We start from the raw sequence: 26,568 nt of genomic DNA, 5'->3' as shown, positions 1-26,568 counted from the left end.
GTCTCCCATGAAGGCCGGACCGAAGGGCCAAATCAAGGCCGCGCCGCTGGACTTCTCCGCGCTGCCTGGGGACCGTGCGGGCCGCCGGCTGGCGTTCATCGCGGAGTACCTGGTGGTTCCGAAGGGTGTCGGGGCGGGGGAGCCGGTGCGGCTGAGGCCATTCCAGACGGAGATAATCGAAGGGGCGTTCGCGCCGGGCATCCGCACCGGTTTGGTGTCGGTGGCCCGTGCTAACGGCAAGACCGGGTTGGCGGCGATGCTGGCGGTCGCTGAGTTGTTCGTCGGGGACGCTTCCGCCGAGGTGTTGGTCGTGGCGTCGGATCAGCGGCAGGCGAACATCACGTTGCGGATGGCCAAGCGGATGATCGAGCTGAACCCGGAGCTGGAGAAGCGGGCGCAGATCTTCGCGGATCGGATCGTGGTCCCGCACAACGACAGCCTGCTGTTGCCGCTGCCCGCGGAGCCGGGTGCGCTGCACGGGCATGATCCTTCGCTGCTGATCGTCGACGAGCTGCACGTCGTCACCGAGGCCACCTGGGAAGCGGTCACCAGCGTGTCGGGGAAACGCCCAGAGTCGCTGACACTGGCGATCTCGACGCCCTCGTCATCACCGGACTGCATCATGTGGCGGCTCGTCGAACACGGTCGTGACGGCGACGATCCGGCGTTCTACCTCAAGGAGTTCGCCGCCCCGGATGGCTGCCCGACCGATGATCGGGACGCGTGGCGGCAGGCCAACCCGGCGTTGGCGTGCGAGGAGCCATTCCTCGCCGAGGATGGACTCGAGGCTGCCCGCCGGACGTTGCGGGAGCCGGTGTTCCGCCAGCTCCGGTTGGGCCAGTGGGTCACCGGCGTGGAGGCGTGGCTGCCGTGGGGCGCCTGGGCGGACTGCGCGACAGATCGGGTCGTGCGACCTCGTGAGCGGGTCGTCCTAGCCTTCGACGGGTCCGCCTCGGGTGACTCCACCGCCTTGGTGGGTTGCACCCTCGACGGGCATATCTGGCTGGAAGGGATCTGGGAGAACCCCGGCGATCGTGGCTGGCGTGTCCCGCGGGAAGACGTGACCCGCGCCGTGGATGTGGCGTTCACCAAGTACGACGTCGCCGAGCTGGCGTGCGACCCGTGGGGATGGCGGTCCGAGATCGAGGACTGGGCAAAACGGCACGGGGAGCGCCGGGTCGTCGAGTGGAACACCGCCCACGCCGCCCGGATGGCCCCGGCCACCGACCGCCTGTATCAAGCCGTCGTCACGAACGCCGTGACCCATGACGGGGATTCGAGGATGGCCAACCATGTCGCGCACTGCGTGGCCAAGTCCACCCCGCAAGGGGACCTCGTCTCCAAGGACAAGCGCGGGTCACCCCGCAAGATCGACGCCGCCGTGGCCGCCATCGTCGCCTACGACCGGGCGGCCTGGCATCAACAACGAAACCGTAAACGAGTAAGGAGCTTTGCCTCATGACACAAGATGAACTGCTAACCCTGCTGATCCGCCGACTCAACGAACCATTGGCCCGCTACGCCGATCTGGGCCGCTACTACGACGGCAAGCAACCGCTGGCGTTCCTGTCCCCGGAAGCGAAAACCGCTCTGGGCAACAGGTTCGGTGTGATGGCCTCCAACATTCCCCGCCTGGCCGTCACGGCGCTGGCGGAGCGGCTACGGATCACCGGGTTCACCGGAGACGCCGGCCTGTGGGCCGACTGGATTCGCAACGACCTCGACCAAACCTCGGGTGTGGCGCACCGGGAGGCCCTGCTGCTCGGTGACTCGTATGTGATCGTGTGGGCTGACCGCTTCGGCCGCCCCCAGGTCACCGTGGAGTCCGCCAAGCAGGTCGCCGTGCTCACCGACCCCGGAAGCCGGGAAACCATCGCTGCCATCAAGAGGTGGGAAGACAAGGACCGCAACACCACTCACGCGGTGCTCTACCAGCCCGACAAGATCACCAAACTGACCGCCCAACAGGTCGGAGCCGTCACCGGATTCACCCCCGTCGACACAATCAGCAATCCGCTCGGTGTCGTCCCGGTGGTGAACCTGCGCAACACCGACTACATCCTCGGCGACTTCGGGAACTCCGAAATCGACGACCTCAAGCCGTTGGTCGACGCTTTGAACAAGTCGCTGGCCGACATGATGGTCACGAGCGAGTACGTGGGCCGGCCGCGCCGCTGGGCCACCGGAATCGAACTCACCGAGGAACCCGTCCTCGACGGCGACGGCAACCCGGTCCTCGACGACGACAACCAGCCTGTGATGCGGGAAGTCAACCCGATCCCGGAAGGGCACCGGGCGATGATCTCGGAAAGCAGCGAAGCGAAGTTCGGGCAGTTGAATGCCGCTGACCTGTCGGGCTACGAGGCGTCGGTTCGGGTCATCCTCGGACAGATCATGGCCGTGTCCACCTTGCCGGCGCACTACGTCGGGGTGTTCAGCGACAACCCGGCATCCGCCGACGCGCTCCGGGCCGCCGAGGCATCACTGACCGCGCGGGCCGAGGCGCGACAAGCCACCTTCGGCAGGGCTTGGGAACAGGTCGCCCGACTGATGATCGCGGTACGGGATGGCCGTGACCCCAACCTGATCGACGACATCCGCATCCACTGGGCCGACGCCGCGACCCGATCCGTCGCCCAGGAAGCCGACGCCGTGGTCAAGCTCTACCAGGCCGGTCTACTGCCTGCCGCCTACGCGTTGGGCAAGCTCGGATACTCCGACGACGAGATCGCCAAGATCAGCGCAGCCACCCCGGCCCGGCAGGTGGCGTGATGCGCCTGGCCGCACGTGACCTCGACCCGTCCGTGACCGTGGCACCCGAGACTGGCCGCCCCATTCGAATGCGCACCGGCGCATTGACCTACATGATGACCCCCGCCGAGGCCATCGCACTCGCCACCGACCTAGCCGACGCAGTAAGCCGACTCAGAGCACAGGAGAACCAACAATGACCGACAACACCACCACCGAGACAACCGAACCCACCAACGCGGCCGAGGCAGAGGATCCTTCTCTGCCATCGCAGGAGAAGGGAGACGAAACAATGCGTACCCCTGACGAGTCCGATTTGGAATCGGGAAACCCGGAAGGGTCAGATTCGGAATCCGACCCCGACGTGTTCCCCCGCGAGGTCGTCGAGGAACTGCGCCGCGAGAACGGCAAGCACCGCCAGCGCGCCCAGAAGGTGGCCCGCCGCCTGCACACCGAGTTGGTCCGGGCCACAGGCCGATTGGCCGACCCCACCGATCTGGAGTTCGCCGAGGACCACCTCGACGACCCCGAAGCCCTCACCGCAGCGATCGACGAACTCCTCGACCGCAAGCCGCATTTGGCCAGCCGCCGCCCCACCGGAGACATTGGGCAAGGTAACCGCGGCTCAACCTCGGAACCGTTCAGCCTGCTTGGTCTTCTGAAAGAGCGCACATAGGCGGTAAACTCGCACAACGAGGGCCTGGCGCCCGGTAGCACCCCCGATTGACGTCCTGGCGACGTGTCGAAACCCCATCAACGACACAACGTTAGGACTCAATCGTGGCCATCGAAGTCACCTCCGCTAATTCCACCCTCATTCAGTCGCAGGTAGCCAACCTGCTCGTTCAGCCCCTCGAACAGGCATCGACGTTCCTGGCTGCCGGCCCCGTCGTACTGGACTCCTCCAGCCCCGTCCGGGTGCCCCGCGTCGCCAGCGGCGTCACTGCCGGGTTCGTCGCCGAGGGGGCCCAGATCAGTGACGGGGACGTCGCATTCGATGAGGTGACCTTGCTCCCGTCGACCCTCAAGGGCCTCAAGGTTCTGGTGAAGCTCTCAAACGAGTTGATCCGCACCAGCGTGGTCGGGCTGGAGTCCGTGCTGCGGACCCGCCTCGTCACCGACGTCGCCCACGCCCTCGACGCCGCCCTCTGGGACGGCACCGGCACCAGCAACACCATCAAGGGCATCCTCCGTCAGTCGGGCATCGCCACCGGCGACCTCGACCTCGCCGACCCCGACTCCCTGATCGATGGCCTGGCCCTCGCCCAGGGAAACAAGGTCAACCCGACCCATTGGGTGATGACCTCCGCGTCGTTCGCCGAGATCCGTAAGGTCAAGGTGGGTACCGGGGACCGCCGTTACGTGATCGACCCGCAGACCATCCAGAACGGCACCACGTTCCGACTGCTCGGCCTGCCTGTTGTGATCACCGACAACATCCCCGACGAGGCGGCCGCCCGCGTCGCCCTGGTCGACATGTCCAAGGTCGTCGTGGCCCGCGACGTCGACGCCGAAGTCAAGATCCTCGACCAGACCTGGGGAGACTACGACTCCATCGGAATCAGGGTCGTGTCCCGCTGGGATACCGCCCTGCTGCAGCCCGAGGCCGTCACCCTGCTCACCGAAGCCGGAAGCTAGTGGCTGACGTCAACCCGGCCACGGTCACGTCCCTCGCCGCGGGGGACGTGACCACGGTCGTGCCCATAGTCACCACCATGGCCCGCGCCTACACCAGGGGCCGAGGATTCGACGCCGGTGAACCCAACGACGAGATCGCCGCCGTCATCGCCACCGCTGCGGCACGACTGGCCGTCAACGGCGAACAACTCGCCCGCAAAAAGGTCGACGACGTCGAATACGAGTACACCCTGCGCGGCACGTTCGGGTGGACCCTCGCCGAGCAGATCGTCCTAAACCGGTACCGGGTGCGGGCTCAGTAAAACCAGGGCGGTCCGGCGTCAAACCCGACGCGCTTTACGGCACTGGTATCTCCTGGGCAAGGTGCCACCACGACGGAGACCTCCCGAGCGGCATCCTGCGCCGGACCGCCCCCAAATTGCCCACATTCTGCCCACAGTTACAGATAACTCCGGTGAATCACTGTCATGTATTTGTGCAGGTAGATCGGTATTCGAGTGCTCTAGCAGCACGGCGAAATCGGTTCGAGTCCGACTGGGGGCACGAGCATCGATGCAGGTCGAGGCGTTATTGCTCGGCTTTTTCAGCACCCGTGGGCACACTTTGGGCACGTTTCTCCCACATCGCGCCCATGACATCGGCCACGGCGTCGGCGTCGGTGTCGAACAGGTCGGCGTAGGTGTCCAGCGTCATCGCCGCGCTGGCGTGCCCGAGCATCCGCTGAACGCCTTCACGTTGGCCCCGGCTTGGCTTGCGCCATCCTTACATCCTCCAGGTGCGCTACTTCGCCAGCGATGAGTTCCTAGCCCACAAGAAAGCGATCGCATCGTTCGATGCCGAACACAACGCGATCGCCGGCTACGTGGCAGAGATCCGCAGCCGTGGGACGTTCGAACTAGGTGCGTCAGCCGCGGGCGGTCAAGTGCATCTTGCATCGTTTCAGAACACCAGCCATTGGAACTATCGCCGGGACCGCAACGTCGCCAACTACCAAGCCCCGAATGTGCACAATTGCTCACTGCAGGTGGTTCGCAACGCCAGCGCAGACCCCATCAAGTACGTAATGAAGTATTTCGGCATCAAAGCCGACGAGGCTCATCTCGCCAACGTGGAAGATCTCGGCGAGAGCATTGGCCGCTTAGAGGAAGCCATCAGTAACTTCCAGCAACGCGAGGCAAGCATTACCGCGGCGGTTAATCCGCCTGCGTTCATTCTGAAATTCTTCGCAAAGGATTTCATGAAGCAGGTTGGCGTCGAGCTGTCGCCGATCACCGTTCCGTACCCCGTCTACATTTTCGAGTACGTCAGTGCGGGCGGGAACAGCTCGCAGCGAACGACATTAACCTTGAACACCCCGACGATCGACGCACTGGTCGAGACTTTGTCCCAAAAGATCCGCTGGAAGAAGAGCGCTGCAGGCCAGCGAGCTTTGATGACCACCAGGCTCCGCAACTTCATCAAGGCACGGGACAAACACACCTGCCGGTACTGCAAAGTCTCGCTCGCGGCCGAGCCCCATCTCTTGCTCGAAGTGGATCACATCATCCCCGTATCCCGGGGAGGAATGTCCACGGAGGACAACCTGCACACCCTGTGCTTTCCGGCTCCTGAATTGCTCCCAATCAAGGTCGCCGCCCGATAACTTCATCGGGGACATCGACGGTCGACAAGGAGGATCACGAATGGGGACGGCACAGGCACACAGGCGGAGGTCGGGCATCGCTGCGGTCGCGGTCGCGCCGCTGCTTGCTCTGACAGGCGCGTGCGGCACTTCCGACGAGGAAACCGCGGCCGTGACGACCACAACCACTACCACCACCGCGGCGCCGGCCGCGTCACCTGAACCGGAACCGGATGCTCGTCCCGCGCCGACCGATGCCGAGGTGGTCGAAGCGTTCCAGGCCTACGTCGATGAACGCGCCGCAGCTGGCGTGATGCTGGCAGAGGCGGTCACATCAGTCACCTCAGCTGACGGTGTGGTCACGGTGACGATGGACGCCGACCCCGTGCTGCTAGAGCTGAGCCCGTTCGACAACTACGCCGAGCTTTTCGGTACCCCAGCGGCGTTCAACGACGACGATGGCGTATGGCTTCGCCAAACCGTGCAGCGCGTCGATGTTGTCGACGCCGCGGGCCAGTCGCTGGGGTCGATGACCACTGCCGAGCTGAACCGGAAGGCAACCGTGGGCTGAGGCGATCGGAACGACGCTCGTCGAAGTGGCCGGGCGCCGCGACAGCCCGGCTGAATGCAACACCGCGTCGAACTCAAAGCGGAAGCATGCGCCGGGTGGAAAGCTGATCTCGTCGGTGACTTCGGCTGGTCGTTCCGGCGTGGAAACGAGCCACGGGGGTGTGTTTCTTGAGCAGCGATGACCTCACGAGCAAGCAGGCTTGGCGCGGCACCTTTTGGCTTCCCGATAAACCCGATGAGGTGTTGGAAGGGTTCTTGACCTACGAACCCAACGACGGCGTCACGCTCAAGTTCGTGTCGGGGTTCGATGATCGGACGATAACCGCAACGTCGCCGACGGGGTACCGGGTGACTTCAGGTTCCCGTCGTTTCCCCCTCATTCACGGTGCTGTCGACGGTGCGGCTACCGCCGTAACGCTTGTTGACTGCCAAGTTGTACGCCAGCAGTCGGGGTTTCCGACAGGCGGCATTCGGAATCAAGACATCTCGGCGGATCGGGTGCTGACTGGTGTTCTCCTCAGTCGCGCTGATAGTCCGGTCTTCTCGGGTGTTTGCATCGAAGTAGAGAATCTAACCGAGTGGGATCGCCATGATGAGATGACGATCTTCTTTGATCCCTCCGAGGACTCGCCGCGCCGCGAGAACTGGCGTGTACACGTCAACCCGCTGCAGCCGCTCAGTGCATCGGTCGGGGAACTGACGATCAAGCTTGTACGGCAGTATCGGCAGCCGAGATTTGATTTGCGCAGGGATCGTGTGGACGCCACAGTTTCGACCTTCACCTATCTCAGCATCAACGCGTCGGCACCAAGGTCGATGGATGAATGGTTTGAGGTCACGAAAGCATTCCAGGATCTGATCACTCTCGCCATGGACGCTCCGTGCGCAATGCTGAGCGAGTCGCTGATTGCGTCCGCGCCGTTGCTGGAGAGCGAATCGGCACGAGCGCGGAAAATGATTGATGTCTTCGGAGAGCATATCCTCCTAGGTGAGCGCGATGTCGATGGTGCGGAGAACCGCAAAGCGCTGTTCACGCTCGGATCCGAGGGCGTGGACTTCGCCAGGATTGTCTCCGAGTGGCTGCGGATCCATGTCGACTTCCGAACGACCTGCGACATGCTTTTCGGAATGAAGTATGTAAAGGGCGGCTACTTGCAGACGGAGTTGATCACGGCAGTGGCTGCGGCCGAGTCGCTGCACGCGGCGCTGAAGCTCGACCCTCCCATCCCCGACGAAGAGTTCGTCCAACGGCGGAAGCGTTTGATGGACTGCACGCCGAAAGATCAGCGTGAATGGCTTCACCGAAAACTCGGCACGAACGAGCACGTACTTCGGCAGCGGCTAATGGACCTCGCAAACATCCCGTATCCAGAGATTATGGCTGAGATTTTGCCCGATCCTGGGGCGTGGGCTAAGGCGGCCAAGGATGAGCGCAATGCGGTGGCGCATGGCGGTCAGGACATGACCCGCGATGTTCCACTGCTCAGCGCTATCGTCACCACCACAAATGCTGTGGTAATCCTCAATCTGTTGCAACAGTTGGGGATTCCTGCTGAGCGAGTCAAGGTCGCTCTCAATCAGAATCGAACGTTGAAGTCGGCGAAGTACCTTGCGCGAAAGCACTGGCCCGCACCGAAGGCGATCTGAGTGGGCCTGATAGCCACAGGAGTCGAGTTCGTCTGTCGAGGCCGGAGGGGCATCCGGTCTAGATCGCCTGCTGGTGGACGTTGGTCGAGGTCGACGGTGACGACCCTGCGGCACTGGCCGCGCACGGGTTCGGCATCGCCGACTGAGCGGGCATTCACCTTGGGCACATTTGGGCACATTTTCTGTAGAAACAGGTCGATTTGGGTAGATCCGCAGAGGTTAATTCCCATTTCAGAGGGGGTTTCGACGCTCTGACGTGCACGTCGAAATCGGTTCGAGTCCGACTGGGGGACCACATATCTCCGGGTAGAGGCGTTTTATCGGGCCGGGGACGACCGTAGCGGGCGTTTCGTGTACGCGTGACCGCGATCATTGAGGATGCTCAGTGCTGCTCATGAAAGCCTCCCGTCCCGCGTCACGGGACGGGCGATGACTTCCGATGAAGGACATCCACTCGAGCTTCACGGAGACCGGTATCCCGTCGGGCGGACGCTGCGTCAATCAGTTCTGGAGCGCTGACAGGCGGCCGCGTCCGAAGAGGGGAACAGGGACCTTGGTCCCTGTTGCACGCAGGCGCCGCACATTAGCGTTCAGGAGAACTCAGTCCGTCGAAAGGACCCACATGGCTGGCGTTTCGGAGCAGGCCGACCCAGCGATACCACTGGCCGACGAAACTCGTGCACGAGGCGTTCGCATGCTTATCGAGACGGTGATGCCTGACTTCGACGTTCGTATGGTCGAACACGTCGTGGTCGACGCTGACCCGGCCGCCACCTTCGGCGCCGCACGGGCGCTTGACTTTCTCACCGTTCGTACGCCGCTGCTGACGCTTTCGATGTGGATCCGGGGCCTGCCGGAGCGCTGGCACCGCCGGCGCGCCGCGCCACCGCAGCGCCTGACCCTCGTGCCCGAAATGGGTCTTCCCGGGTGGCTTCTGCTCGGTGAGCGGCCAGAGCGCGAGATCGCATTCGGCGCTGTGGGTACGTTCTGGCAGCCCACCATCCGGTGGCGTGATGTCCCGGTCGAAGACTTCGGCGCTTTCGACGAACCGGGGTGGGGCAAGATCGCCGCCAACTTCACCGTGACCCCGTACGGGGAACGCTCGACACTGCTCAGCTACGAATGCCGCACCGTCATCACCGATCCGGCATCGCGACAACGGTTCCTGCTCTATTGGTGGCTGATCAGACCGTTCGTCGGCCACATCATGCGCGCCACTCTCGAGACGATCAAGGCGAACGCCGAGCCGCAGGAGTCGAGCATCCGATGAGTACCGCACCCTCCGCGGAAAACCCGACGTCGGGAACAACCGTGTATCGCAACGAAGACACTCGGCGCTATCCGGTACGCCTCCGTGGTGACCTCGACCCCCAGCTTTCCCGCTGGCAGTGGATGGTGAAGTGGTTTCTCGCAATACCGCATTACATCGTCTTGGTTTTCCTGCACCTCGCCTACGTAGTCGTCACGGTCATCGCGTTCTTCTCGATCCTCTTCACCGGCAACTACCCGCGGGGGTTGTTCGAATTCAATGTCGGTGTCCTGCGGTGGCGCTGGCGCGTGACCTTCTACGCATTCGGAGTCCTCGGCACCGACAAGTACCCGCCGTTCAGCCTCGACAGCGATCCCACTTACCCGGCCGACATGGAGGTCGATTACCCGCAGCGCCTGCATCGCGGACTGGTTCTGATCAAGTGGTGGCTCTTGGCAATTCCGCACTATCTTGTCCTCATGGCGTTCTTCGCGTCCGTGCAGTTGGGTGCGGACGACGGTCAGGGCGGCCTGATGCTGTCGTTGATGGCGATCCTCCTGATCATCGCTGCGGTGGCGTTGCTGTTCACCGCCCGCTATCCGCGCGGGCTGTTCGACCTCATCGTCGGCGTCCACCGATGGTCCGTCCGGGTGCAGGCCTACACCTCGTTGATGTGCGACGAATACCCACCGTTGCGGCTCGACATGGGCGCGCGTGAGTCGGTCGCGGTGGCCTCCAGCGCAGAGTCGGCGAAACCGTAGTCGCCGCCGCCTCGGTGTAGCCCAGGCAGCCGCGTGTCGAAGTGGGGGCAACGAAGTCGTCCGTCCCTCGATGTTGGCGGCAGAATGAGGTCGTTCGCGCAACCTTGAAGTGCAAGTTCGAGGAGATGGGCGACCGCCAGGGGAGAAAACAAGAAGGGGTCCGCTGACGGGGGCAGCGGCGCACGCAATGCGGAAGGGAAGACCGCTGACGGAGTCAGCACGAACCCTCTAAGAATGCAACTCAGAGGGCCCCGCAGGCTCGACTTCCCGTGCGGCTCCGCGATGGCCCAAAAAACGAGTTGGTCAACGTATCCGGGATTTCGTGCGGATCTCGGAGGGGTCGGCGCCCGGAGGTGATGGTCGCAACAACTTGTCGGTGGTCGAATGTATGTTCGAAGTATGTCGACAGGTGGAGTGCAGGCCGCGGTTGCGGCGGTACGCGCTGCCTTCGATGAATTGGCTGGCTGCGATGTGGATCTACTAACCCGTACAGATCTCGTCGGTGCGCTCGATGAGCTCGAAACCCTGTGGTGCCAGATGCCTTCGGTCAGGAACCGGATGTTGGCCCGGTTGCAGAAGGAGGCGACACCGAAGGAGATGGGCGCCAAGTCCTGGAAACAGGTGCTCTCGGTGCGGTGGCGGATCTCGGCCGGCGAGGCCCATCGTCGGTTGACCGAAGCCTCCCTGTTGGCGCCCCGGCAGGCATTGACCGGATCTCCGTTGCCGCCCGCGTTATCCGCCACCGCGTCCGCCCAGGCTCTCGGGGTGATCAATGACGAGCACGTCGCGGTCATCCGCAAAGCCGTCGACAATCTGCCGGGTTTCGTCGACCCCGTTACCCGGGAACAGTTCGAGATCCAGTTGGTCGGTACCGCAGTCAAGCACGGTCCCCGAGAACTCAAAGACTGCGCCGAGCGGACGCTGTTTTTGCTCGATCAGGACGGTCCGGAACCGGATGACACCGAACGCGCCCGTAAACGCTCGGTATTGGCGAGCAGACAGCGCTCTGACGGAATGATCGATCTGCGCGCCACGCTGACGCCGGAGGCCTGGGCGGTGTGGGAACCGATCCTGGCCAGATTCGCTGCGCCCGGGATGTGTAATCCCGACGATCCTCACCCCTGCACCTCAGGAACCCCGTCCCAGGCCCAGATTGACAACGACGGACGTAGCTTGGGTCAGCGTCAGCATGACGCCCTGCTCGCCGCCGGCCGGATCGCGCTGATGAGTGGTGAGCTCGGGAAGCTCAACGGGTTGCCGGTGTCGGTGATCATTCGTACCACCCTGCAGGATCTGGAGTCCCGCGCCGGTGTCGGCGTCAGCGGCGCGGGGACGGTGATACCGATCGCTGAGGTGATCAGGATGGCTGCCCACGCCAATCACTACCTGGCTGTGTTCGACCGAGCCACCGGTTCGGCGCTGGAGCTGTTCCGCGCCAAGCGAATCGCGTCGCCGGCGCAGCGGATCATGTTGATCGCACGCGACGGCGGCTGCACCAAACCCTGCTGCACCGTCGGCGCCTATGGCTCCCAGGTGCATCATGTCACCGCCGATTGGGCCGACGGTGGCAACACCAATGTTGACGAGCTCGGCCTGGCCTGCGGACCCGACAACCGCAGCGTGGGGACCGACGGATGGACCACCAGGATGAACGAACGCGGCGAGGTCGAATGGATCCCGCCGCCCGGCCTGGACACCGGACAAGCTCGCATCAACTACTACCACCGACCCGAACGGCTCCTCAGACCACCCGACGACGAGCCACTTCCACAAGGCGACCAAAGTGTTGGAGCGGTTGCCGATGCAGAACAGGATGGGTTCGACCACGCCGAAAAGTCGCCCGTCCTCCCCAACGACGAGCCCCACGAACCTGGCGGACCCGCGCCACCGGACGGTCGAGCCGCCTGACGATTCCGAGACGCCGCCTTCGCCCAACGTCACTGCCCGGATCCGGACGCGCGATCACTTCACCGAGCTGCTGAAGCCGGACTCTCCGGGGCGTGTTCATCGTGACGGGCCGTCATGACCCACCGGATCCCACCGATGAGCACTCGTCCCGCCGCCCGCACTGCGGTGGCTTCCAGGGGCGGCAAATACGGTAGCCACAGAGGCTTTCGCGCCCACCCAGGCAGCATCGCCACCGCGCTGGCAGCCAGCACCCCGTACGGTGCGCGTGCGGCTAACGGCAACGGCGGCGTCAACAGCAAGAATCGCGCGGCGTCGCGGGCGGCAGCGGTGCCGCGCAGCTCCGGTCGGTATTCGTTGATCCGCACGCGCAATTCATCCTCGGTGCGGGGTGGGTCCAGCACGCCCAGGGCGGTTGCGACGCGGGCGGCGTCGGCGACGTAGGCGTCGCGGCCGGCCTGATCCAGCGGCCGGGCCCCGTAGAGCTGGTGTGCCAGGAGGAAGCTGTCGATCTCGGCGATGTGCACCCATTCGAGAAGGTGGGGATCGTCCGCGTCATACGGGGTGCCGTCCGGCGCCACCCCGCGCACCCGGCGGTGGATGCCGCGGACCCTGTCGACGGCCCGTTGCGCGTCGGCGTCGGCTCCGAAGGTCGTCACCGCGAGAAAAGTGCTGGTGCGTTGCAGGCGTCCCCACGGATCGGCGCGGTAGTCAGAGTGGGCGGCGACCCCTGCCATCGCCAAGGGATGCAAGGACTGCAGCAACAACGCGCGCAATCCTCCGACGAACATCGACGCGTCGGCGTGGACGCGCCGGATCGGGCGGTCCTCGGCGAACCACCGAGGACCCGGTGTGCCATGAATCCGGGCGCGGTTGTCCGGCCCGTCCGGGCCCGCGACCATCCCGAACACTGCGCGACCCAAGCCGCTCCTGATCGCAGCCACTTCCCGCGACAGCACCATGCCCTCAACGGTACGTGGCCGCCACCATCGCGGCTTGCGAGACCACCGTGGTGACGACCGCTGCCGGCCCGACTACAGCAAGCCGCGTGGGATCGGCGCCGGCAGCTGGATCGGGGGAATGTCGGCAGGCAAGCGGACCTCGGGGATGGGGGCGGGAAAGGACACCGGCGGCACCGTGGACGGGAACTCGATCCTGGGAATGTCCGCCGGGAGCTCGACGACCGGGACGTCAGCGGGATAGGGGAATGGCGGCAGCCCGGCCGGGAAGGGTAGGACCGGCAGCGGTAGCGCCGGAAGGGCCGGTGCCGGGATTGCCGGAGGGCCCGGAGGGTTCTGCTCGGGTGCAGCCGCTGCCGGTCCGACCCCCAGGGTGGTGGAGGCCAGTCCCACTATCGCGGCCATGATCACCGGCCGCAGGATGCGCGCCATTTATTCACAATAGCCCTGCCGAGAGCGCTCTCCGATAACCGTTGCACCAGAACAGATTTAGCGTGCCATGCCAGTGACGACCTGCCACCGTCACCGCGGGCAATGCGATGTTTCGCATCTCAGCGTGCCTAATGCACCCGTGTGAGGATCAGGGCTGCCTCGTTATAGGGAAACAGGCGGTAGAACAGCTTGGAACGGGCCGTGACGAGGGGTTCGGCCTCGGCCTTGGTCATCACTTCGGGATTCGACAGCGCGATGGCCTGGCCACGCTTGTGGAGCACCGTGGGTCCACCGGCAAGGACGTTCTTCAGCCAATCCGTTTCGAGTCCGTAGCCGATGAGGATGGCGAAGCCGTCTTGGGTCCTGAAGACAAGAAGGGGCGTTCGGTACCGCCTACCCGATTTGCGTCCGACGTGCTCGAGCGTCCCCAATCCGGGCAGCCAGGGTGTGGCCGAGCGGGCCAGTGGATTGGTGACTCGTCTGTTGAATTCCGCGACTCTCCGCGGCACTCGCATGGCATTCCTTTCACGGTCCGATGGGCCGCTGGCAACGGTAATGCAGTTTCCATGCCATGCCTGCAGGTTCGTTGGCATCGGCAACCTCTGAGCCAGGGCACACGTGTTCGAGAGCGATACTCGAAGTGCGTGGTGCGATTTCTGATGGGCTGATACGACATCTGCGCAGCCAAGTCCTGTAAAGACTTTCGATTCGAGCCGACACGCTGAGCAATCACTCGGTCCGATTCGTTCGAAAGCGGCAGGTTCAGTGGTGCCCGCCGCACCGGCGAGTTGCCCATGAAGTTCGCCCGTCGCGCCTGGAGATTGGGTAGCGTAATGCCCGCGAACCTGTCGGCGCCGATGAGCACATCGCGTCACCATGGCGACGAAGTTGCCTGAGCGCCGCAGTCGGTCGATCGACCGAAGGACGGGGGGAGGGTGGAGAGGCTAGTTCAGGCACTGGTCAAATCGATGGAACCGGTGTCATTGATGGGCCGCATCGCCGAACAGGCATGTGCGTTCACACAGAATGCCGATGGTGCGGCCGTGACGCTGCTGCGCGCCTCGGACAACGCATACGTGACCATTTCTGCGTGCGGTGTGCTCTCCACTGCTGTCGGCTTCGTGGTACCCAAGGAGACCAGCTTTCAAGGCATGGCGGCCAAGGAGAAGCGGCCGAAGCTGATAGACGACGCGTTGGCGGACCAACGCCTGTCTCCGCTTGTGCGCGCCATGAATAAGCAGTGGGGCACTCGTTCCTGGGCGGCTATTCCCCTGGAGTACAACGATTGCGATATCGGTTCACTACTGCTGGCCGCGAAGGAATCTGGTGCGTTCACCGACGCGGATGTCGAACCTATGCTTGCGATCAGCGAGTTCATCTCCGCCCTGATCGGCGCCAGCGCGCAGATCTCGACGTTGTTGACCCAAGTGCTGACAGACAGTGATGAGCGCGGACAACGCGCCCTCACGGCGCGATTCGTCGCCTCGGTGATGCTGCCCGAGGCTGCCGAAGTAGAAGGACTCCAAGCCGAACTGAATGGGTTGCTCGCTGCGGCGGATGTTCCCAGCGTGGTGTTCCAGCCGATTGTCCATCTGGCCACCGGCAGGCCTATCGCCTACGAGGGGTTGTCGCGCTTTCCCGTCACCTCGGCGCTGACTCCGAAGCAATGGTTCACTACCGCCCGGCGCCTGGGCCAGGGTGTCGCCTTCGAGCACGCCGCTGTGCGGGCAGTCCTTGCCGCTGCGTGCCACATCCCCGACGGATATCCGGTGGCGGTCAACTTGAGCCCCAGCGCAGTGCGGGATCACTCGATTCAAGAGTTGCTGATCAGCCAGGTCCGTCCGCTGATCGTGGAAATTACTGAGCACGAACCATTTCCGGAGTCCCTCACCGCTGATCTCGCTCCGCTTCGCAGTAGCGGTGCATCGGTGGCCATCGATGATGCGGGCGCCGGGTATGCCAGCTTCACTCAGCTGATGCGTCTACGCCCCGACATCATCAAGATCGACGGTGAGTTGATCGAAGGCATCGACCAGGATCCCGTCAAACGAGCGTTTGTCACGGCGTTGAACGCCTTGGGTGCTGAGTTAGGTGCCACGGTCGTGGCCGAAGCTGTGGAGACAACCGACGAGCTCGAGACGTTGACGCGGCTAGGCATCGAGTACGGCCAGGGCTTCCTCCTGGGGTGTCCGCAGTCTGACCCTCTGGTCCCGCCCGGCCCGCCCTAGCGACCCTGCGGACTATCGGCATTGGCGCGCGCCGTCGGCGTGACAGTGACACGATGACGCACGACCATTGTCACCGACGAGAAACCGGGAGTTGTTGTGGAGTTCATCCAGCAGCACCTGATCGACCCCGTCAGCGAACTGCTGTACAGCTACATCCTGGTCTACCTGCTGGTGGGCGTGGGCATCTACTTCACGGTCCGCACCCGCTTCATCCAAGTGCGCTACTTCACCCGGATGATCAAGCAACTCACCCACTCCCGAACCCACTGCGACGGCGTGTCTCCGTTCCAGGCGTTCTGCGTCGGGCTGGCCTCCCGGGTCGGTACCGGCAATATCGCTGGCGTGGCGATCGCGCTGACCATCGGCGGGCCGGGGGCGATCTTCTGGATGTGGGTGGTCGCCGCTATCGGGATGGCCACCGCACTGATCGAGGCGACACTGGGTCAGATCTTCAAGGTCCGCGCTGACGATGGTTCGTTCCGCGGCGGCCCAGCCTTCTACATCCAGCGCGGCCTGGGGTCGCGTGCGGGCGGCATCGTCTTTGCGATCCTGCTGATTTTCACTTTCGGTATCGCGTTCAACATGGTGCAGGCCAACGCGATCAGTGATGTCGTCAACGGTGCGTATGCCGTGGACGTCCGGTGGATCACTGCCGGACTGGTCATCCTGGCCGCGCCCGTGCTGTTCGGCGGTGTGCGGCGGGTCGCACGCGTCGCCGAAGTGGTGTTGCCGCTGATGGCGATTGTTTACGGACTGCTGGCGCTGGTGATCGTCGCGCTCAACATCGACTACCTGCCCGAGGTGCTGACCCAGATCATCGGCGGCGCCTTCGGTTTGACCGAACTCGCCGGCGGATTCACCGGCGGTATCGCCGCAGCGCTGCTCAACGGCGTCAAACGCGGGTTGTTCTCCAACGAGGCCGGCATGGGCAGCGTGCCGAACGTCGCGGCGACGGCGACTGTTTCACATCCGGTGAAACAGGGACTCATTCAATCGGTAGCCGTGTTCGTCGACACGATGGTGATCTGCACCGCGACCGCATTCATCATCATGGTCTCCGGCCCCACCATCTACGATCCATCTACACCCACGCGGGTGGAAGGCGCCACGCTGACTCAGGCGGCGATCGCCGACAGCCTGGGCACCTGGACGGTGTGGCTGATGACGCTGCTGGTGTTCGTCTTCGCGTTCTCCTCGGTCCTCGGAAACTATGTCTACGCCGAGATCAACCTGTTCTTCCTGGGCGCCGGCCGCAAGTCGATCAACGTGTTCCGAGTGTTCGTTCTGATGGCGATCGGGGTGGGCGGTGTCTCGCAGTTGACGGCGGTGTGGGCGCTGGCGGACGTGGCGATGGGGCTGATGGCGCTGGTAAACCTGGTGGCGATTGTGTTGCTCGGCAAGTGGGCGTTCGCTGCGATCAAGGACTTCCACCGCCAGACTGAAGCGGGACTCGACCCGGTCTTCGTCGCCGAGGATGCCGGCCTGCCCGGTCCGCTGGAGGGCGACATCTGGCGCGGTGAGGCCACCGTCAAGCGGTGACCAGCTTGGGCCTGTCGTCAGCTGCGCAATCACGGCTGCGAAGTAAGGTCCATCATCAGTCAGGCGGTCAACTCGCCGAGGAACGAACGGATCAGCGCCGCGATCTCCGGGCCGTGTGTTTCGAGCGCGAAGTGCCCGGCATCGAGCAGGTGGATCTGGGCATTGGGGAGATCGCGTTGAAAGGCCTCGGCGCCTGCTGGGGCGAAGATCTCGTCATTGCGTCCCCACACCACCAGGGTCGGTGGCTGATGGTCGCGGAAGTACTGCTGGAACGCTGGATAGGCTTCGACATTGAACTGGTAGTCCCAGAAGAGCTGCAATTGGATGTCCGCATTACCGGGCCGGTCCAGCCCGGTCTGGTCGAGTCGCCACGTTTCCGGCGCGATGCGGTCCAGCCGGTGCGCAGGGACGCCATGGGTGTATTGCCAGTGAGTCGCTTTCGGCTGCAAGAATTCCCGCGCGGCAGCGGCATTGGCGGCGCGATCCTTGGCGTGGGCGAACAGGACGTCCCAGAAGGGCGTGAACCCCTCGACATAGGCGTTGCCGTTCTGGGTGATCAGCGCGGTCACCCGCTCCGGGACTCGGGTGGCGATGCGCAGTCCGATCGGTGAGCCATAGTCCTGGACGTAGATGGCGAACCGGTCCGCGCCCAGTTGGTCGAGCAATCCCGTCACGATGGTGGCCAGCGCGTCGAAGCTGTACTCGAATTCTTCGACCGAAGGCGCTGCCGAGTTCCCGAAGCCCAGATAGTCGGGCGCGATCAGGTGATAGGTGTCCGACAGTTCGGCGATGAGGTTGCGGTACATGTGCGAGCTGCTCGGGAACCCGTGCAGCAGCACCAACGTCGGATTATCGGGATCGCCCGCTTCGCGGTAGAACACCTCCCAACCGTCGACCGTTGTTGTCTTGTACCGGGTGTCGAAAACCGTCACGTCTGCTCCTCCTGAATGCCCGAGAACGATCGTTCTACGGCGTGGAGCCAAGCGTAGAGAACGATCGTTCTTCGCGCAAGTGCTAGGCGGACGCCAGGATCGTCGTCGCGGCGTGTCGGGCCGAGCCGGCCGCCTCTGGACCGTCGCCGTAGATCGTCGCGGCAACAATCGCTCCGTTGGCCAAGATGGCCAGCTCGTCGGCGTATGCGGAGGGCAGTCCGGCTGCGGCCACCAGGTCGGCGAGGTAGTCGCGCAGCGCCACCTTGTTGGCCCGGGCGATCCGTCGGACCTCAGGCGACGTGCCGCCGAGCTCCCCAACGGAGTTGATGAACATGCAGCCCCGGAAGTCGGTTTCGGCGAACCAGCTGCCGAGATAGTCGAAGACCGCGAGGATCCGTTCTCGTGGGTCGTCGGTGCGCTGTTCGACGAAGTTGGCCATCGCCTGTTGCGTCGCGCGGTCGCGCTGCTTCAGCACCGCGGAGATGAGCGCGGCCTTGGATGGGAAGTAGGAGTAGAGCCGTTTCAGCGGGATCCCGGCGGCGTCGCGGATCGCGTCCATCCCCACCGCTTGGACGCCGCGTTCGTTGAACAGTTCGGTCGCCGCGGCGAGTACCCGACTCTTGTCTGTTTCGTCAGCCACGCCTGTCTCCTTCGACGAGAACTATCGTTCTCGATGGTAGTCGCTCGGGTGTCCGCCGTCAGAAGCTGTAGTCGGGTGGGCGATGGGTGCGAGAACGGCCCTGGGCGTCGGCGCGCCAGGGTGAGTATCGGCCGCAGGTGCGCGATGATGCCAGTGTGACTGCTGAGACAAATGTGACTGAAGCGGAAACTGAGGCTGCGGCGCCGGCCGACCCACCCGTCGCGAACGATGCGGCCAAGGCCGAACTCCCGTCCGAGGCCGCACCAGAGGCTCCGGTCACGTCGCCGGCCCAGCCGCGGTCGTGGTCGATGCCGAAGTCTCCGGTCACGCGCCAGCACCTTGGCGACGCGGGCCGTGCCGCGGTCAAGACCGTCGCCGCCCTCGCCGGCTTCGTCGCCGGCGCTGCCCGGGCTGGTGGGCGGGCCATTCGTCAGCTCTGGCGCGGTCTGCTCGCGGTGCCACCTGCGGGACGGCTGTTCATCGTCACCGGTCCGCTGATGCTTCTCGGCGTCGCCGGTGCGGTTGCGCTCGACAACTCCATCGCCCTGCTGTGCACTGTCTTCGTGGTGCCGGTGTGTGCCGGCATCCTTGGCGCTCTCGGGTACCGGTGGTATAGCGGCCTGGGTGCCGACGATGGGGTGACGCGAACCGATCCTCGTCCGGCGCCGCCGGCTGATTCGGATCTGCAACGGTCGGTGCACTACGTCGACCGGAAACTCGCGCTGGCGCTCACATCCTTGGGTACCGATCGCCACCAGCAGGCGGTGATCGCCCTATTCCAGGCCAAGACGGCGGTCGAGCTCACCCTGGGAACCGAACAAGACCTGGCCAGCTACGCCGACATGACGCTGCGTCCCGACGACTACGGCCTGCGCCCCCGGATCCGTGCCGGCTCCGGGGCGACGACGTCGCGGGAGGGCAATTCGCTGGCGGCATCGTGACCGTAGTCCCGCACTGGCCGGTGTGACTGTGCGATCGTGGTCCACAGTGACGAGCGAAGGCGGATGTGGACATGAAAGTCGTTGCACTCTGGCGTTTCCCGGTCAAGTCGATGGGCGGCGGCCAGGTGGACCGGCTGCGCATGGACGGGCGCGGTGCACACGCCGATCGGCTGTGGGCGGTGCGCGATGTCGAGAAGGGCGTGACCGCATCCGCACGCCGGGTTCCTGTGCTGCTCCAGTGTTCGGCTCGGTATGCCGCTGAACCCGGTCAGGACGCGGGGCCCGGAAACGTCCCCGGGGTGGTCATCACGTTGCCGGATGGTCGGGAGCTGAGCAGCGACGACCCCGCTGTGGATACCGCGCTGAGCGAACTGGTGGGCCGTGAGATGCGGCTGGTGGCGCTGCCGCCACCGAAGGACACCAGCGCACACCGGATGTCGGTGCAGACGTCGCTGGCGAACTTCTCCGCCGGCCAAGTCCGGCGCGATTTCGGTCTCGGCGATACCGATGACCTGCCCGATACCTCCGTATTCTCCACGCGTCAGATGCTGACGCTGGCGCGTTACTCGACGCCGCCCGGCGCATTCGTCGACCTCGGCCCGGTGCACGTGCTCAGCACCGCCAGTCTGCGCAACCTGTCGCCGGACGGGAAACCCTACGACGTCCGTCGGTTCCGGCCCAACGTCGTCGTCGACATCGGTGGTGACGGCTACTTTCCCGAAGCGGCCTGGGTCGGTGGCCAGGTGCGTCTCGGCTCGGTGGTGCTTGCGGTGACGAACCCGACGATCAGGTGCGTGGTGCCCACCCGCCCCCAGCCTGGGGTCGAACTCGACACGTCACTGACCCGCCAACTGGCCCAGCGCACGAACCGCTTCCTCGGCGTGTACGCCGACGTCACCAGGCCCGGCACTGTGTCGGTCGGAGACGATGTCAGTGTTGTATTACCTGCGCCGCCTCGGACTTTCGAGCGCGCAGCGACCGCAGCCGGCCGGATGGCCGCGCGGACAACGCAGAGGCTGCTCGAAGCGACCATCCTGCGCCGGAAGGATTGACCCGGCGGCTCAGAGAGCGCCCACCGGCGAGAACACGATCACCGTCGTGGCGGCATCCGGGCCGGCCATCGCCACATACCCGGTCCCATCCAAGCCGAAGGTCGCTGGCCACGCGGCTCGGTTCGAGAGGTCGGCCACCTTCTGCGCGCCGGTCGCGGTGATCGCGTACACGCCGGGCTCGTCTGTGCGTCGGTCGAGTACCACATAGGCGATGCCGTCGCGGTCGAACGTCAGGACCTGACGCTCAGGGTTGCTTTCGTAGGTGATCGCCGGGTTGGTCAGGCCGCTGGCTCGGGCGACGGTTTCCCCGGCCGCGTTGAACGACAGAACGTCGAGGTTCAACGGGTTTCCCGGCAACCCGGTTGCACTACCGGTCAGCAGGTGACCGGTGCCGTCAGGTCCGAACACGACGTCGTGGACCACGTAGGTGAACTTGCTGCCAGGTACGACGTCGGAATAGGTCGTCGTTGCCAACGCCAGGATCTGTCGGCCGATGATCTGCCCCTGGGCATTTCGGTGTTCCAGCAGCTGAAATGCCGTACCGTCCGGGCTGAAGAACACCGAACCTCCGGTGGCGCCCTCGGGTAACTCGATGGTCCGTTGCACGGTGGCATCAGGATTCAGCACCGCCACGTATTCCCGGCCATTTGCCCGGTAAGTGATGTACCCGACGTCCTCGGCGTTCTGCGATCCACCGTCGCGGATGGTCCGTTGTGCTTCGACCACGGTTCCCGGCAGATCCAGCGTGCGGACGGTGCCGTCACTGTCGACGACCGCCACCGGAGTGCTGGAGACGGCGAGACCCCTTAGCGGCGCGTACGTGGTTCCGTCTCGGGTCACCTGGAACTGGCCGATGCGACCGTCGATGGCGTCAGAGGTGTTCAGGCTGGTGGCGGTGATGCGGGAGATGTATGTCGTGCCGGTGCCGACGTCGGCCGATCCCGGGTAGGTGAACGTCTCCAGGTACACGCCGTCGGTGCCGATCACGACGCCGCCGGGCAGACCGGTGATGGTGCGCGCCGTCGTGCTGGTACGCGTGGCCGTGTACAGCCGAGTCTGTTGGACCCCGAACGGACGCACTCCGACAGTGACGTAACCCGTTCCGTCCTCGCCCACGATCGGGGCGCTCGGGTCGACGCCGAACGGCAGCGGGGTGAGCCGGGCGAATCCGCCCGAGGGGATGACGCGCAGGTTCGAGAACCCGTAGTTCGACGACACGAGGTAGGCGGTTCCATCGGAACCCACGGCGTAGTCGGTGTTGTGCGAGAAGGTCCGGACGAAGTTGCGCGCAGTGATCTGGTGGGTCCGGTAGCCGGTGTACCCCCCGACGGGATTGAAGATGTTGAGAACCGACGTGCGGAAGTACAACGCACCGTCGGAGCCCACCGTCACTGGGGTGTACACCTGACCCAGCACTGTGCCCACCCTGGTCACCTTGCCCTCGCTGCTGACGACCGAGACGTTGGTGGTGAGGGTGTAAGTGCCCAGCGTCATCACGACGAGGGAGCCGTCGGGCCGGGCCACCGCGCGCGCCAATGTTCCATTGATGTCGGCGCTGGTGACCACCTCGCCGGAGCTGTCGAGGATGGTGACCCGGGTGACGCGATCGGCGTTGTTGGTGACTTGGTAGACGGTGCCGTCCGCGCCGATGATCGGAGACTGCCTCGTCGTTCCGGGAACGATCGTCGATGCCACGACCGCCTGCATGGCGGCCGATGGTGACGCTGCGTGCGAGGTCGAGGCTGCCGCCCGGCGGTCGTGGATCGTGTGCTCACCGAGTTCGCGGCGCGCGTAGGCGGCCAGAGTCCACAGCAACGGTGACGCTGCAGGGGATTCGGGCGCGTTCTCTGACTGTGTGGCTAATGTCGGCGAGAACAGCGACTGGACCACCGTCGCCAGCGTGGATCCCGGCCCTGAGGTTGCTGTGGTTTCTGTGGCGGGCGCTGCGGTTTCCGGTTCATTGTGGGCAGGTGCCCCCAACTCGATGACGGCTGTCGCTGGTTCGGAGACGGTCGGTGCTACCTCAGCGGGGGATTCGGACACGGGTGTGGCGTCGTCAGCGTGGCGTGGCGTGGGTGGCGCGCTTTCCGGGGCGGAGTCGGTTTCGTTGCGGACAAACGATTCTTGTTGTGACCGCTGCTCCGGGCCGCGGTCCGGCGTGACGGATTGCTGGGCATCTCGGAGTTCTTTGGCCGCGGTGCGCTTGGCGCTTCGCCTTTGCGACGGGAGCTCTGTGGCGTCAGCTGGATCAGCTGTCGAAGCGTTGTTCTCTTTCTCAGCAGTGCTTTTCGAGCGTGCACTCGATCTTGCTGTCGAGTCGGAGGTGCGTGAATCCGCACGGCTTGACGAATTATTCTTCGCGTCAATTGATCTGGAGGTGTCGGGCTGAGCCCACGCCTGCCCCGGCATTGCCGCCAGCGCGCATCCGATGCCCAGCGCCACCGCCAGTGCTCCGACTCTGCCGACGTACTGCTCGCGTCCCATCGCCCACCCTCTCGCTTGGAGAAACCCGTCTTAGTCACAGTGTCGGAGTCCCGGCAAAAGAGCAATGGGGGAACTCCCTTGCATTGAGGGGACCCCCGAGTGGGCTCTGAGCAAATTCGAAGGAGCGAGGCACGTGGGTCGGACTGCTCCTTGCTGCCGGCGGTGGTGGGCCGGACTACCGATGAACAAGGTGGTCGGTCCGGGATTCGCCGGTGTTCCCGACGAGGCATCCCTGAGGAGATCGAAGACGCCTGCGCGAGATTGGGCGTGGCCGTCCAGGTGGAGTTGTGCAATCTTGCCGATCCCCGGGTTGGTCATTGGCTGACACCTCGCGGATACCGCTCGTCGGATTTCCAGAGTGTGGTCGGACGCATTTCGCCCACCCCGGCTGTGCCGGCGTGCCGAGCCATGAAGACTTCCCGAGGGACGTGATTGAAACCGCAGTGCCGGATTTCCTCAACGCGGGAGCCACGCCGAATGTGGTGATGGTATTACCCACGCCGCCTGGAGCTTTCGAGCGCGCAGCGACCGCAGCCGGCAGGATGGCGGGGCGGGCAACGCAGAGGTTACTCGAAGCGACCATCCTGCGCGGGAGGGATTGACCCGCGGCTCTACAGAGCGCCCAGCGGCGGAAAGGTGGTAATCGTCGCGGTGGCATTGGGGTTGTAACTGAACAATCGCGACGTCGTCACATATCCGGTGCCGTCAATGCCAAACACCGCAGGGAAGGCGCTCTGGCCCGACACATAGTCCAAATCGGCGACTTTCTGCGCACCGGTCGCGGTGATCGCGTACACGCCGGGTTCGTCGGTGTGTCGGTAGAGGACAACGTAGGCGACACCGTTGCGGTCGAATGTCAGGATCTGGCGCTCAGGGTTGTTTTCGTAGGTGGTCGCCGGGTTGGTCAGGCCGCTGGCTCGGGCGACGGTTTCCCCGGCGGCGTTGAACGCCAGAACGTCGAGGTTCACCGGGTTTCCCGGCAACCCGGTTGCACTTCCGGTCAGCAGGTGACCGGTGCCGTCGGGTCCGAACACGATGTCGTGGACGACGCCGGTGAACTTGCTGCCAGGTACGACGTCGGTGTAGGTCGTCGTGGACAGTGCCAGGATCTGCCGACCGATGATCTGCCCCTGGGCGTTTCGGTGCTCGATCATCTGGAACGGCGCGCCGTCGGGGCTGAAGAACACCGAGCCGCCGGTGGCGCCCTCGGGTAACTCGATGGTCTGTTGCACGGTGCCGTCAGGGTTCAGCACGGCCACGTACTCCTGGCCACCGGGCGCCCGGTAGGTGAGGTATCCGAGGTCTTCGGCGTTCTGCGATCCACCGTCGCGGATGGTCCGTTGTGCTTCGACCACGGTTCCCGGCAGATCCAGCGTGCGGACGGTGCCGTCACTGTCGACAACGGCCACCGGAGTGCTGTTCACAGTGATACCTCGTAGCGGCGCGTACGTGGTTCCGTCTCGGGTCACCTGGAACTGGCCGATGCGACCGTCGATGGCGTCAGAGGTGTTCAGGCTGGTGGCGGTGATGCGGGAGATGTATGTCGTGCCGGTGCCGACGTCGGCCGATCCTGGGTAGGTGAACGTCTCCAGGTACACGCCGTCGGTGCCGATCACGACGCCGCCGGGCAGACCGGTGATGGTGCGCACCGTCGTGGCGGCGCGGGTGGCCGTGTACAGCCGAGTCTGTTGGACCCCGAACGGACGCACTCCGACAGTGACGTAACCTGTCCCGTCCTCGCCCACGATCGGGGCGCTCGGGTCGACGCCGAACGGCAGCGGGGTGAGCCGGGCGAATCCGCCCGAGGGGATGACGCGCAGGTTCGAGAACCCGTAGTTCGACGACACGAGGTAGGCGGTTCCATCGGAACCCACGGCGTAGTCGGTGTTGTGCGAGAAGGTCCGGACGAAGTTGCGCGCAGTGATCTGGTGGGTGCGGTAGCCGACGGCCCCGCCGATGGGATTGAAGATATTGGTGACAGACGTGCGGAAGTACAACGCACCGTCGGAGCCCACCGTCACCGGGGTGTACACCTGACCCAGCACTGTGCCCACCCTGGTCACCTTGCCCTCGCTGTTGACGACCGAAACGGTGGTCGTCAGAGTGCCCAGCGTCATCACGACGAGGGAGCCGTCGGGCCGGGCCACCGCGCGCGCCAATGTTCCCCGGATCTCGGGACTGGCAGCGGTCACCTGGCCGGAGCTGTCGAGGATGGTCACGCTGGTGACGCGACTGTAGATGCTGTCGCTGACCTGGTAGACGGTGCCGTCCCCGGCGACGATCGGAGACGCCGTGGCGTCGCCGGGAACCGTCGTCGATGCCACGACCGCCTGCATGGCAGCGACCTGCGAGGTCGAGGCTGCCGCCCGGCGGTCGTGGATCGTGTGCTCGCCGAGTTCGCGGCGGGCATAGGCGGCCAGAGTCCACAGCAACGGTGACGCTGCGGGGGATTCGGGCGAATTGTCTGCCTGCGTGGCTAACGTTGGCGAGAACAGCGACTGGACCACCGTCGCCAGCGTGGATCCCGGCCCTGAGGTTGCTGTGGTTTCTGTGGCGGGCGCTGCGGTTTCCGGTTCATTGTGGGCAGGTGCCCCCAACTCGATGACGGCTGTCGCTGGTTCGGAGACGGTCGGTGCTACCTCAGCGGGGGTTGTGGAGGCAGGTGTGGCGTCGTCATCGCGGGGTGGCGTGCTCTCCGGGGCGGGGTCGGTTTCGTTGCGGACAAACGATTCTTGTTGTGACCGCTGCTCCGGGCCGCGGTCCGGCGTGACGGATTGCTGGGCATCTCGGAGTTCTTTGGCTACGGTGCGCTTGGCGCTTCGTCTCTGCGTGGGGAGTTCTGTGGAGTCAGCTGGATCAGCTGTCGAAGCGTTGTTCTCTTTCTCAGCAGTGCTTTTCGAGCGTGCACTCGATCTTGCTGTCGAGTCGGAGGTGCGTGAATCCGCACGGCTTGACGAATTATTCTTCGCGTCAATTGATCTGGAGGTGTCGGGCTGAGCCCACGCCTGCCCCGGCATTGCCGCCAGCGCGCATCCGATGCCCAGCGCCACCGCCAGTGCTCCGACCCTGCCGACGTACTGCTCGCGCCCCATCGCCGCGCCCTCCGCTCGAAGATTCACGTCTTGGTCACTGTGTCGCAGTTCCGGCAAAAGGGCAATGGGGGAACCCCCTTGCGTCGAGGGTCTCCAGAGTGCACCCAGGGCAAATCCGAAGAACCGG

Annotated in this window: 24 protein-coding genes; 16 read left to right on the top strand and 8 right to left on the bottom strand. The window is 64.7% G+C overall.

Features of this window, described 5'->3' with window-relative positions:
* Nucleotides 1-7 precede the first annotated feature (7 nt).
* From KXD98_RS20140 to KXD98_RS20115, 6 genes are all read left to right on the top strand, one after another.
* Entirely contained in the window at nucleotides 8-1,462 is a 1,455-nt protein-coding gene (locus KXD98_RS20140) for a phage terminase family protein (protein WP_260760088.1), read from the top strand.
* Nucleotides 1,459-2,772, top strand: a complete 1,314-nt coding sequence (locus KXD98_RS20135) for a phage portal protein (RefSeq protein WP_260760087.1) — start codon at nucleotides 1,459-1,461, stop codon at nucleotides 2,770-2,772. The genes KXD98_RS20140 and KXD98_RS20135 overlap by 4 nt, the downstream gene beginning before the upstream one ends.
* On the top strand, nucleotides 2,772-2,951 hold the full coding sequence (locus KXD98_RS20130; RefSeq protein ID WP_260760086.1) for a hypothetical protein: 180 nt from the start codon (nucleotides 2,772-2,774) through the stop codon (nucleotides 2,949-2,951). Before KXD98_RS20135 ends, KXD98_RS20130 begins: the two co-directional genes overlap by 1 nt.
* Nucleotides 2,948-3,427: a hypothetical protein gene (locus KXD98_RS20125; RefSeq protein ID WP_396881709.1), complete on the top strand. Its 480-nt coding sequence runs from the start codon at nucleotides 2,948-2,950 to the stop codon at nucleotides 3,425-3,427. The genes KXD98_RS20130 and KXD98_RS20125 overlap by 4 nt, the downstream gene beginning before the upstream one ends.
* Before the next feature lie 104 nt (nucleotides 3,428-3,531).
* Nucleotides 3,532-4,389 carry a phage major capsid protein gene (locus KXD98_RS20120; RefSeq protein WP_260760085.1) on the top strand — a complete coding sequence of 286 codons (858 nt, stop codon included), beginning with the start codon at nucleotides 3,532-3,534 and terminating at the stop codon, nucleotides 4,387-4,389.
* Nucleotides 4,389-4,691 (top strand): hypothetical protein, encoded by a 303-nt coding sequence (locus KXD98_RS20115; RefSeq protein ID WP_260760084.1) that lies wholly within the window; start codon nucleotides 4,389-4,391, stop codon nucleotides 4,689-4,691. The genes KXD98_RS20120 and KXD98_RS20115 overlap by 1 nt, the downstream gene beginning before the upstream one ends.
* A 265-nt stretch (nucleotides 4,692-4,956) precedes the next feature.
* Here the strand turns inward: KXD98_RS20115 and KXD98_RS20110 are convergent, their stop codons facing one another.
* Nucleotides 4,957-5,106, bottom strand: a complete 150-nt coding sequence (locus KXD98_RS20110; RefSeq protein WP_396881706.1) for a hypothetical protein — start codon at nucleotides 5,104-5,106, stop codon at nucleotides 4,957-4,959.
* A gap of 58 nt (nucleotides 5,107-5,164) precedes the next feature.
* On the opposite strand from KXD98_RS20110, the gene KXD98_RS20105 reads away from it, so the two are divergent.
* The 6 genes from KXD98_RS20105 (at nucleotide 5,165) to KXD98_RS20080 (ending at nucleotide 12,145) form a co-directional block, all read left to right on the top strand.
* Nucleotides 5,165-6,031 carry an HNH endonuclease gene (locus KXD98_RS20105; RefSeq protein WP_260760083.1) on the top strand — a complete coding sequence of 289 codons (867 nt, stop codon included), beginning with the start codon at nucleotides 5,165-5,167 and terminating at the stop codon, nucleotides 6,029-6,031.
* Nucleotides 6,032-6,182: 151 nt separating this feature from the next.
* Nucleotides 6,183-6,581 (top strand): hypothetical protein, encoded by a 399-nt coding sequence (locus tag KXD98_RS20100; protein WP_260760082.1) that lies wholly within the window; start codon nucleotides 6,183-6,185, stop codon nucleotides 6,579-6,581.
* Nucleotides 6,582-6,748: 167 nt separating this feature from the next.
* Nucleotides 6,749-8,227 carry a HEPN domain-containing protein gene (locus KXD98_RS20095; RefSeq protein ID WP_260760081.1) on the top strand — a complete coding sequence of 493 codons (1,479 nt, stop codon included), beginning with the start codon at nucleotides 6,749-6,751 and terminating at the stop codon, nucleotides 8,225-8,227.
* A gap of 694 nt (nucleotides 8,228-8,921) precedes the next feature.
* A complete protein-coding gene (locus KXD98_RS20090; RefSeq protein ID WP_260760080.1) occupies nucleotides 8,922-9,497 on the top strand; it encodes a hypothetical protein in 576 nt (191 codons plus the stop codon).
* On the top strand, nucleotides 9,494-10,237 hold the full coding sequence (locus KXD98_RS20085) for a DUF4389 domain-containing protein (protein WP_260760079.1): 744 nt from the start codon (nucleotides 9,494-9,496) through the stop codon (nucleotides 10,235-10,237). The genes KXD98_RS20090 and KXD98_RS20085 overlap by 4 nt, the downstream gene beginning before the upstream one ends.
* A 384-nt stretch (nucleotides 10,238-10,621) precedes the next feature.
* Nucleotides 10,622-12,145: an HNH endonuclease signature motif containing protein gene (locus KXD98_RS20080; protein WP_260760078.1), complete on the top strand. Its 1,524-nt coding sequence runs from the start codon at nucleotides 10,622-10,624 to the stop codon at nucleotides 12,143-12,145.
* Between the two features lie 59 nt (nucleotides 12,146-12,204).
* Here the strand turns inward: KXD98_RS20080 and KXD98_RS20075 are convergent, their stop codons facing one another.
* The 3 genes from KXD98_RS20075 to KXD98_RS20065 all read right to left on the bottom strand — a co-directional run bounded on the left by KXD98_RS20075 (nucleotide 12,205) and on the right by KXD98_RS20065 (nucleotide 14,048).
* Nucleotides 12,205-13,104, bottom strand: coding sequence for an oxygenase MpaB family protein (locus KXD98_RS20075; RefSeq protein WP_260760077.1), 900 nt, complete (start codon nucleotides 13,102-13,104; stop codon nucleotides 12,205-12,207).
* A 72-nt stretch (nucleotides 13,105-13,176) separates the two neighbouring features.
* Entirely contained in the window at nucleotides 13,177-13,533 is a 357-nt protein-coding gene (locus tag KXD98_RS20070) for a hypothetical protein (protein WP_260760076.1), read from the bottom strand.
* Nucleotides 13,534-13,661: 128 nt separating this feature from the next.
* Nucleotides 13,662-14,048: a nitroreductase family deazaflavin-dependent oxidoreductase gene (locus KXD98_RS20065; protein ID WP_260765325.1), complete on the bottom strand. Its 387-nt coding sequence runs from the start codon at nucleotides 14,046-14,048 to the stop codon at nucleotides 13,662-13,664.
* Nucleotides 14,049-14,519: 471 nt separating this feature from the next.
* Here KXD98_RS20065 and KXD98_RS20060 point away from each other — a divergent pair, with 471 nt between their 5' ends.
* Nucleotides 14,520-15,761 carry an EAL domain-containing protein gene (locus tag KXD98_RS20060; protein WP_260760075.1) on the top strand — a complete coding sequence of 414 codons (1,242 nt, stop codon included), beginning with the start codon at nucleotides 14,520-14,522 and terminating at the stop codon, nucleotides 15,759-15,761.
* A 96-nt stretch (nucleotides 15,762-15,857) separates the two neighbouring features.
* The gene (locus KXD98_RS20055) at nucleotides 15,858-17,300 is read left to right on the top strand and encodes a sodium:alanine symporter family protein (RefSeq protein WP_260760074.1); all 1,443 of its coding nucleotides are present in this window, start codon (nucleotides 15,858-15,860) and stop codon (nucleotides 17,298-17,300) included.
* Between the two features lie 59 nt (nucleotides 17,301-17,359).
* Here KXD98_RS20055 and KXD98_RS20050 read toward each other — a convergent pair whose 3' ends face one another.
* On the bottom strand, nucleotides 17,360-18,232 hold the full coding sequence (locus KXD98_RS20050) for an alpha/beta fold hydrolase (protein ID WP_260760073.1): 873 nt from the start codon (nucleotides 18,230-18,232) through the stop codon (nucleotides 17,360-17,362).
* A gap of 82 nt (nucleotides 18,233-18,314) precedes the next feature.
* A complete protein-coding gene (locus KXD98_RS20045; protein ID WP_260760072.1) occupies nucleotides 18,315-18,872 on the bottom strand; it encodes a TetR/AcrR family transcriptional regulator in 558 nt (185 codons plus the stop codon).
* 173 nt (nucleotides 18,873-19,045) lie between these two features.
* On the opposite strand from KXD98_RS20045, the gene KXD98_RS20040 reads away from it, so the two are divergent.
* Together KXD98_RS20040 and KXD98_RS20035 are read left to right on the top strand one after the other, a co-directional pair.
* Nucleotides 19,046-19,813, top strand: a complete 768-nt coding sequence (locus tag KXD98_RS20040) for a hypothetical protein (RefSeq protein ID WP_260760071.1) — start codon at nucleotides 19,046-19,048, stop codon at nucleotides 19,811-19,813.
* A 71-nt stretch (nucleotides 19,814-19,884) separates the two neighbouring features.
* Nucleotides 19,885-20,865, top strand: coding sequence for an MOSC domain-containing protein (locus KXD98_RS20035; protein ID WP_260760070.1), 981 nt, complete (start codon nucleotides 19,885-19,887; stop codon nucleotides 20,863-20,865).
* A 9-nt stretch (nucleotides 20,866-20,874) separates the two neighbouring features.
* Here KXD98_RS20035 and KXD98_RS20030 read toward each other — a convergent pair whose 3' ends face one another.
* Both KXD98_RS20030 and KXD98_RS20025 read right to left on the bottom strand, forming a co-directional pair.
* Nucleotides 20,875-22,755 (bottom strand): hypothetical protein, encoded by a 1,881-nt coding sequence (locus KXD98_RS20030; protein ID WP_260760069.1) that lies wholly within the window; start codon nucleotides 22,753-22,755, stop codon nucleotides 20,875-20,877.
* A 1,205-nt stretch (nucleotides 22,756-23,960) separates the two neighbouring features.
* Nucleotides 23,961-26,468 (bottom strand): hypothetical protein, encoded by a 2,508-nt coding sequence (locus KXD98_RS20025; RefSeq protein ID WP_260760068.1) that lies wholly within the window; start codon nucleotides 26,466-26,468, stop codon nucleotides 23,961-23,963.
* Nucleotides 26,469-26,568: the final 100 nt, after the last annotated feature.

The sequence above is a fragment of the Mycobacterium sp. SMC-4 genome, from assembly GCF_025263265.1.
Taxonomy (GTDB): Bacteria; Actinomycetota; Actinomycetes; order Mycobacteriales; family Mycobacteriaceae; genus Mycobacterium.
The sequence above is the reverse complement of the archived record's forward strand: the minus strand, read 5'-3'. Positions and strand labels throughout refer to the sequence as shown.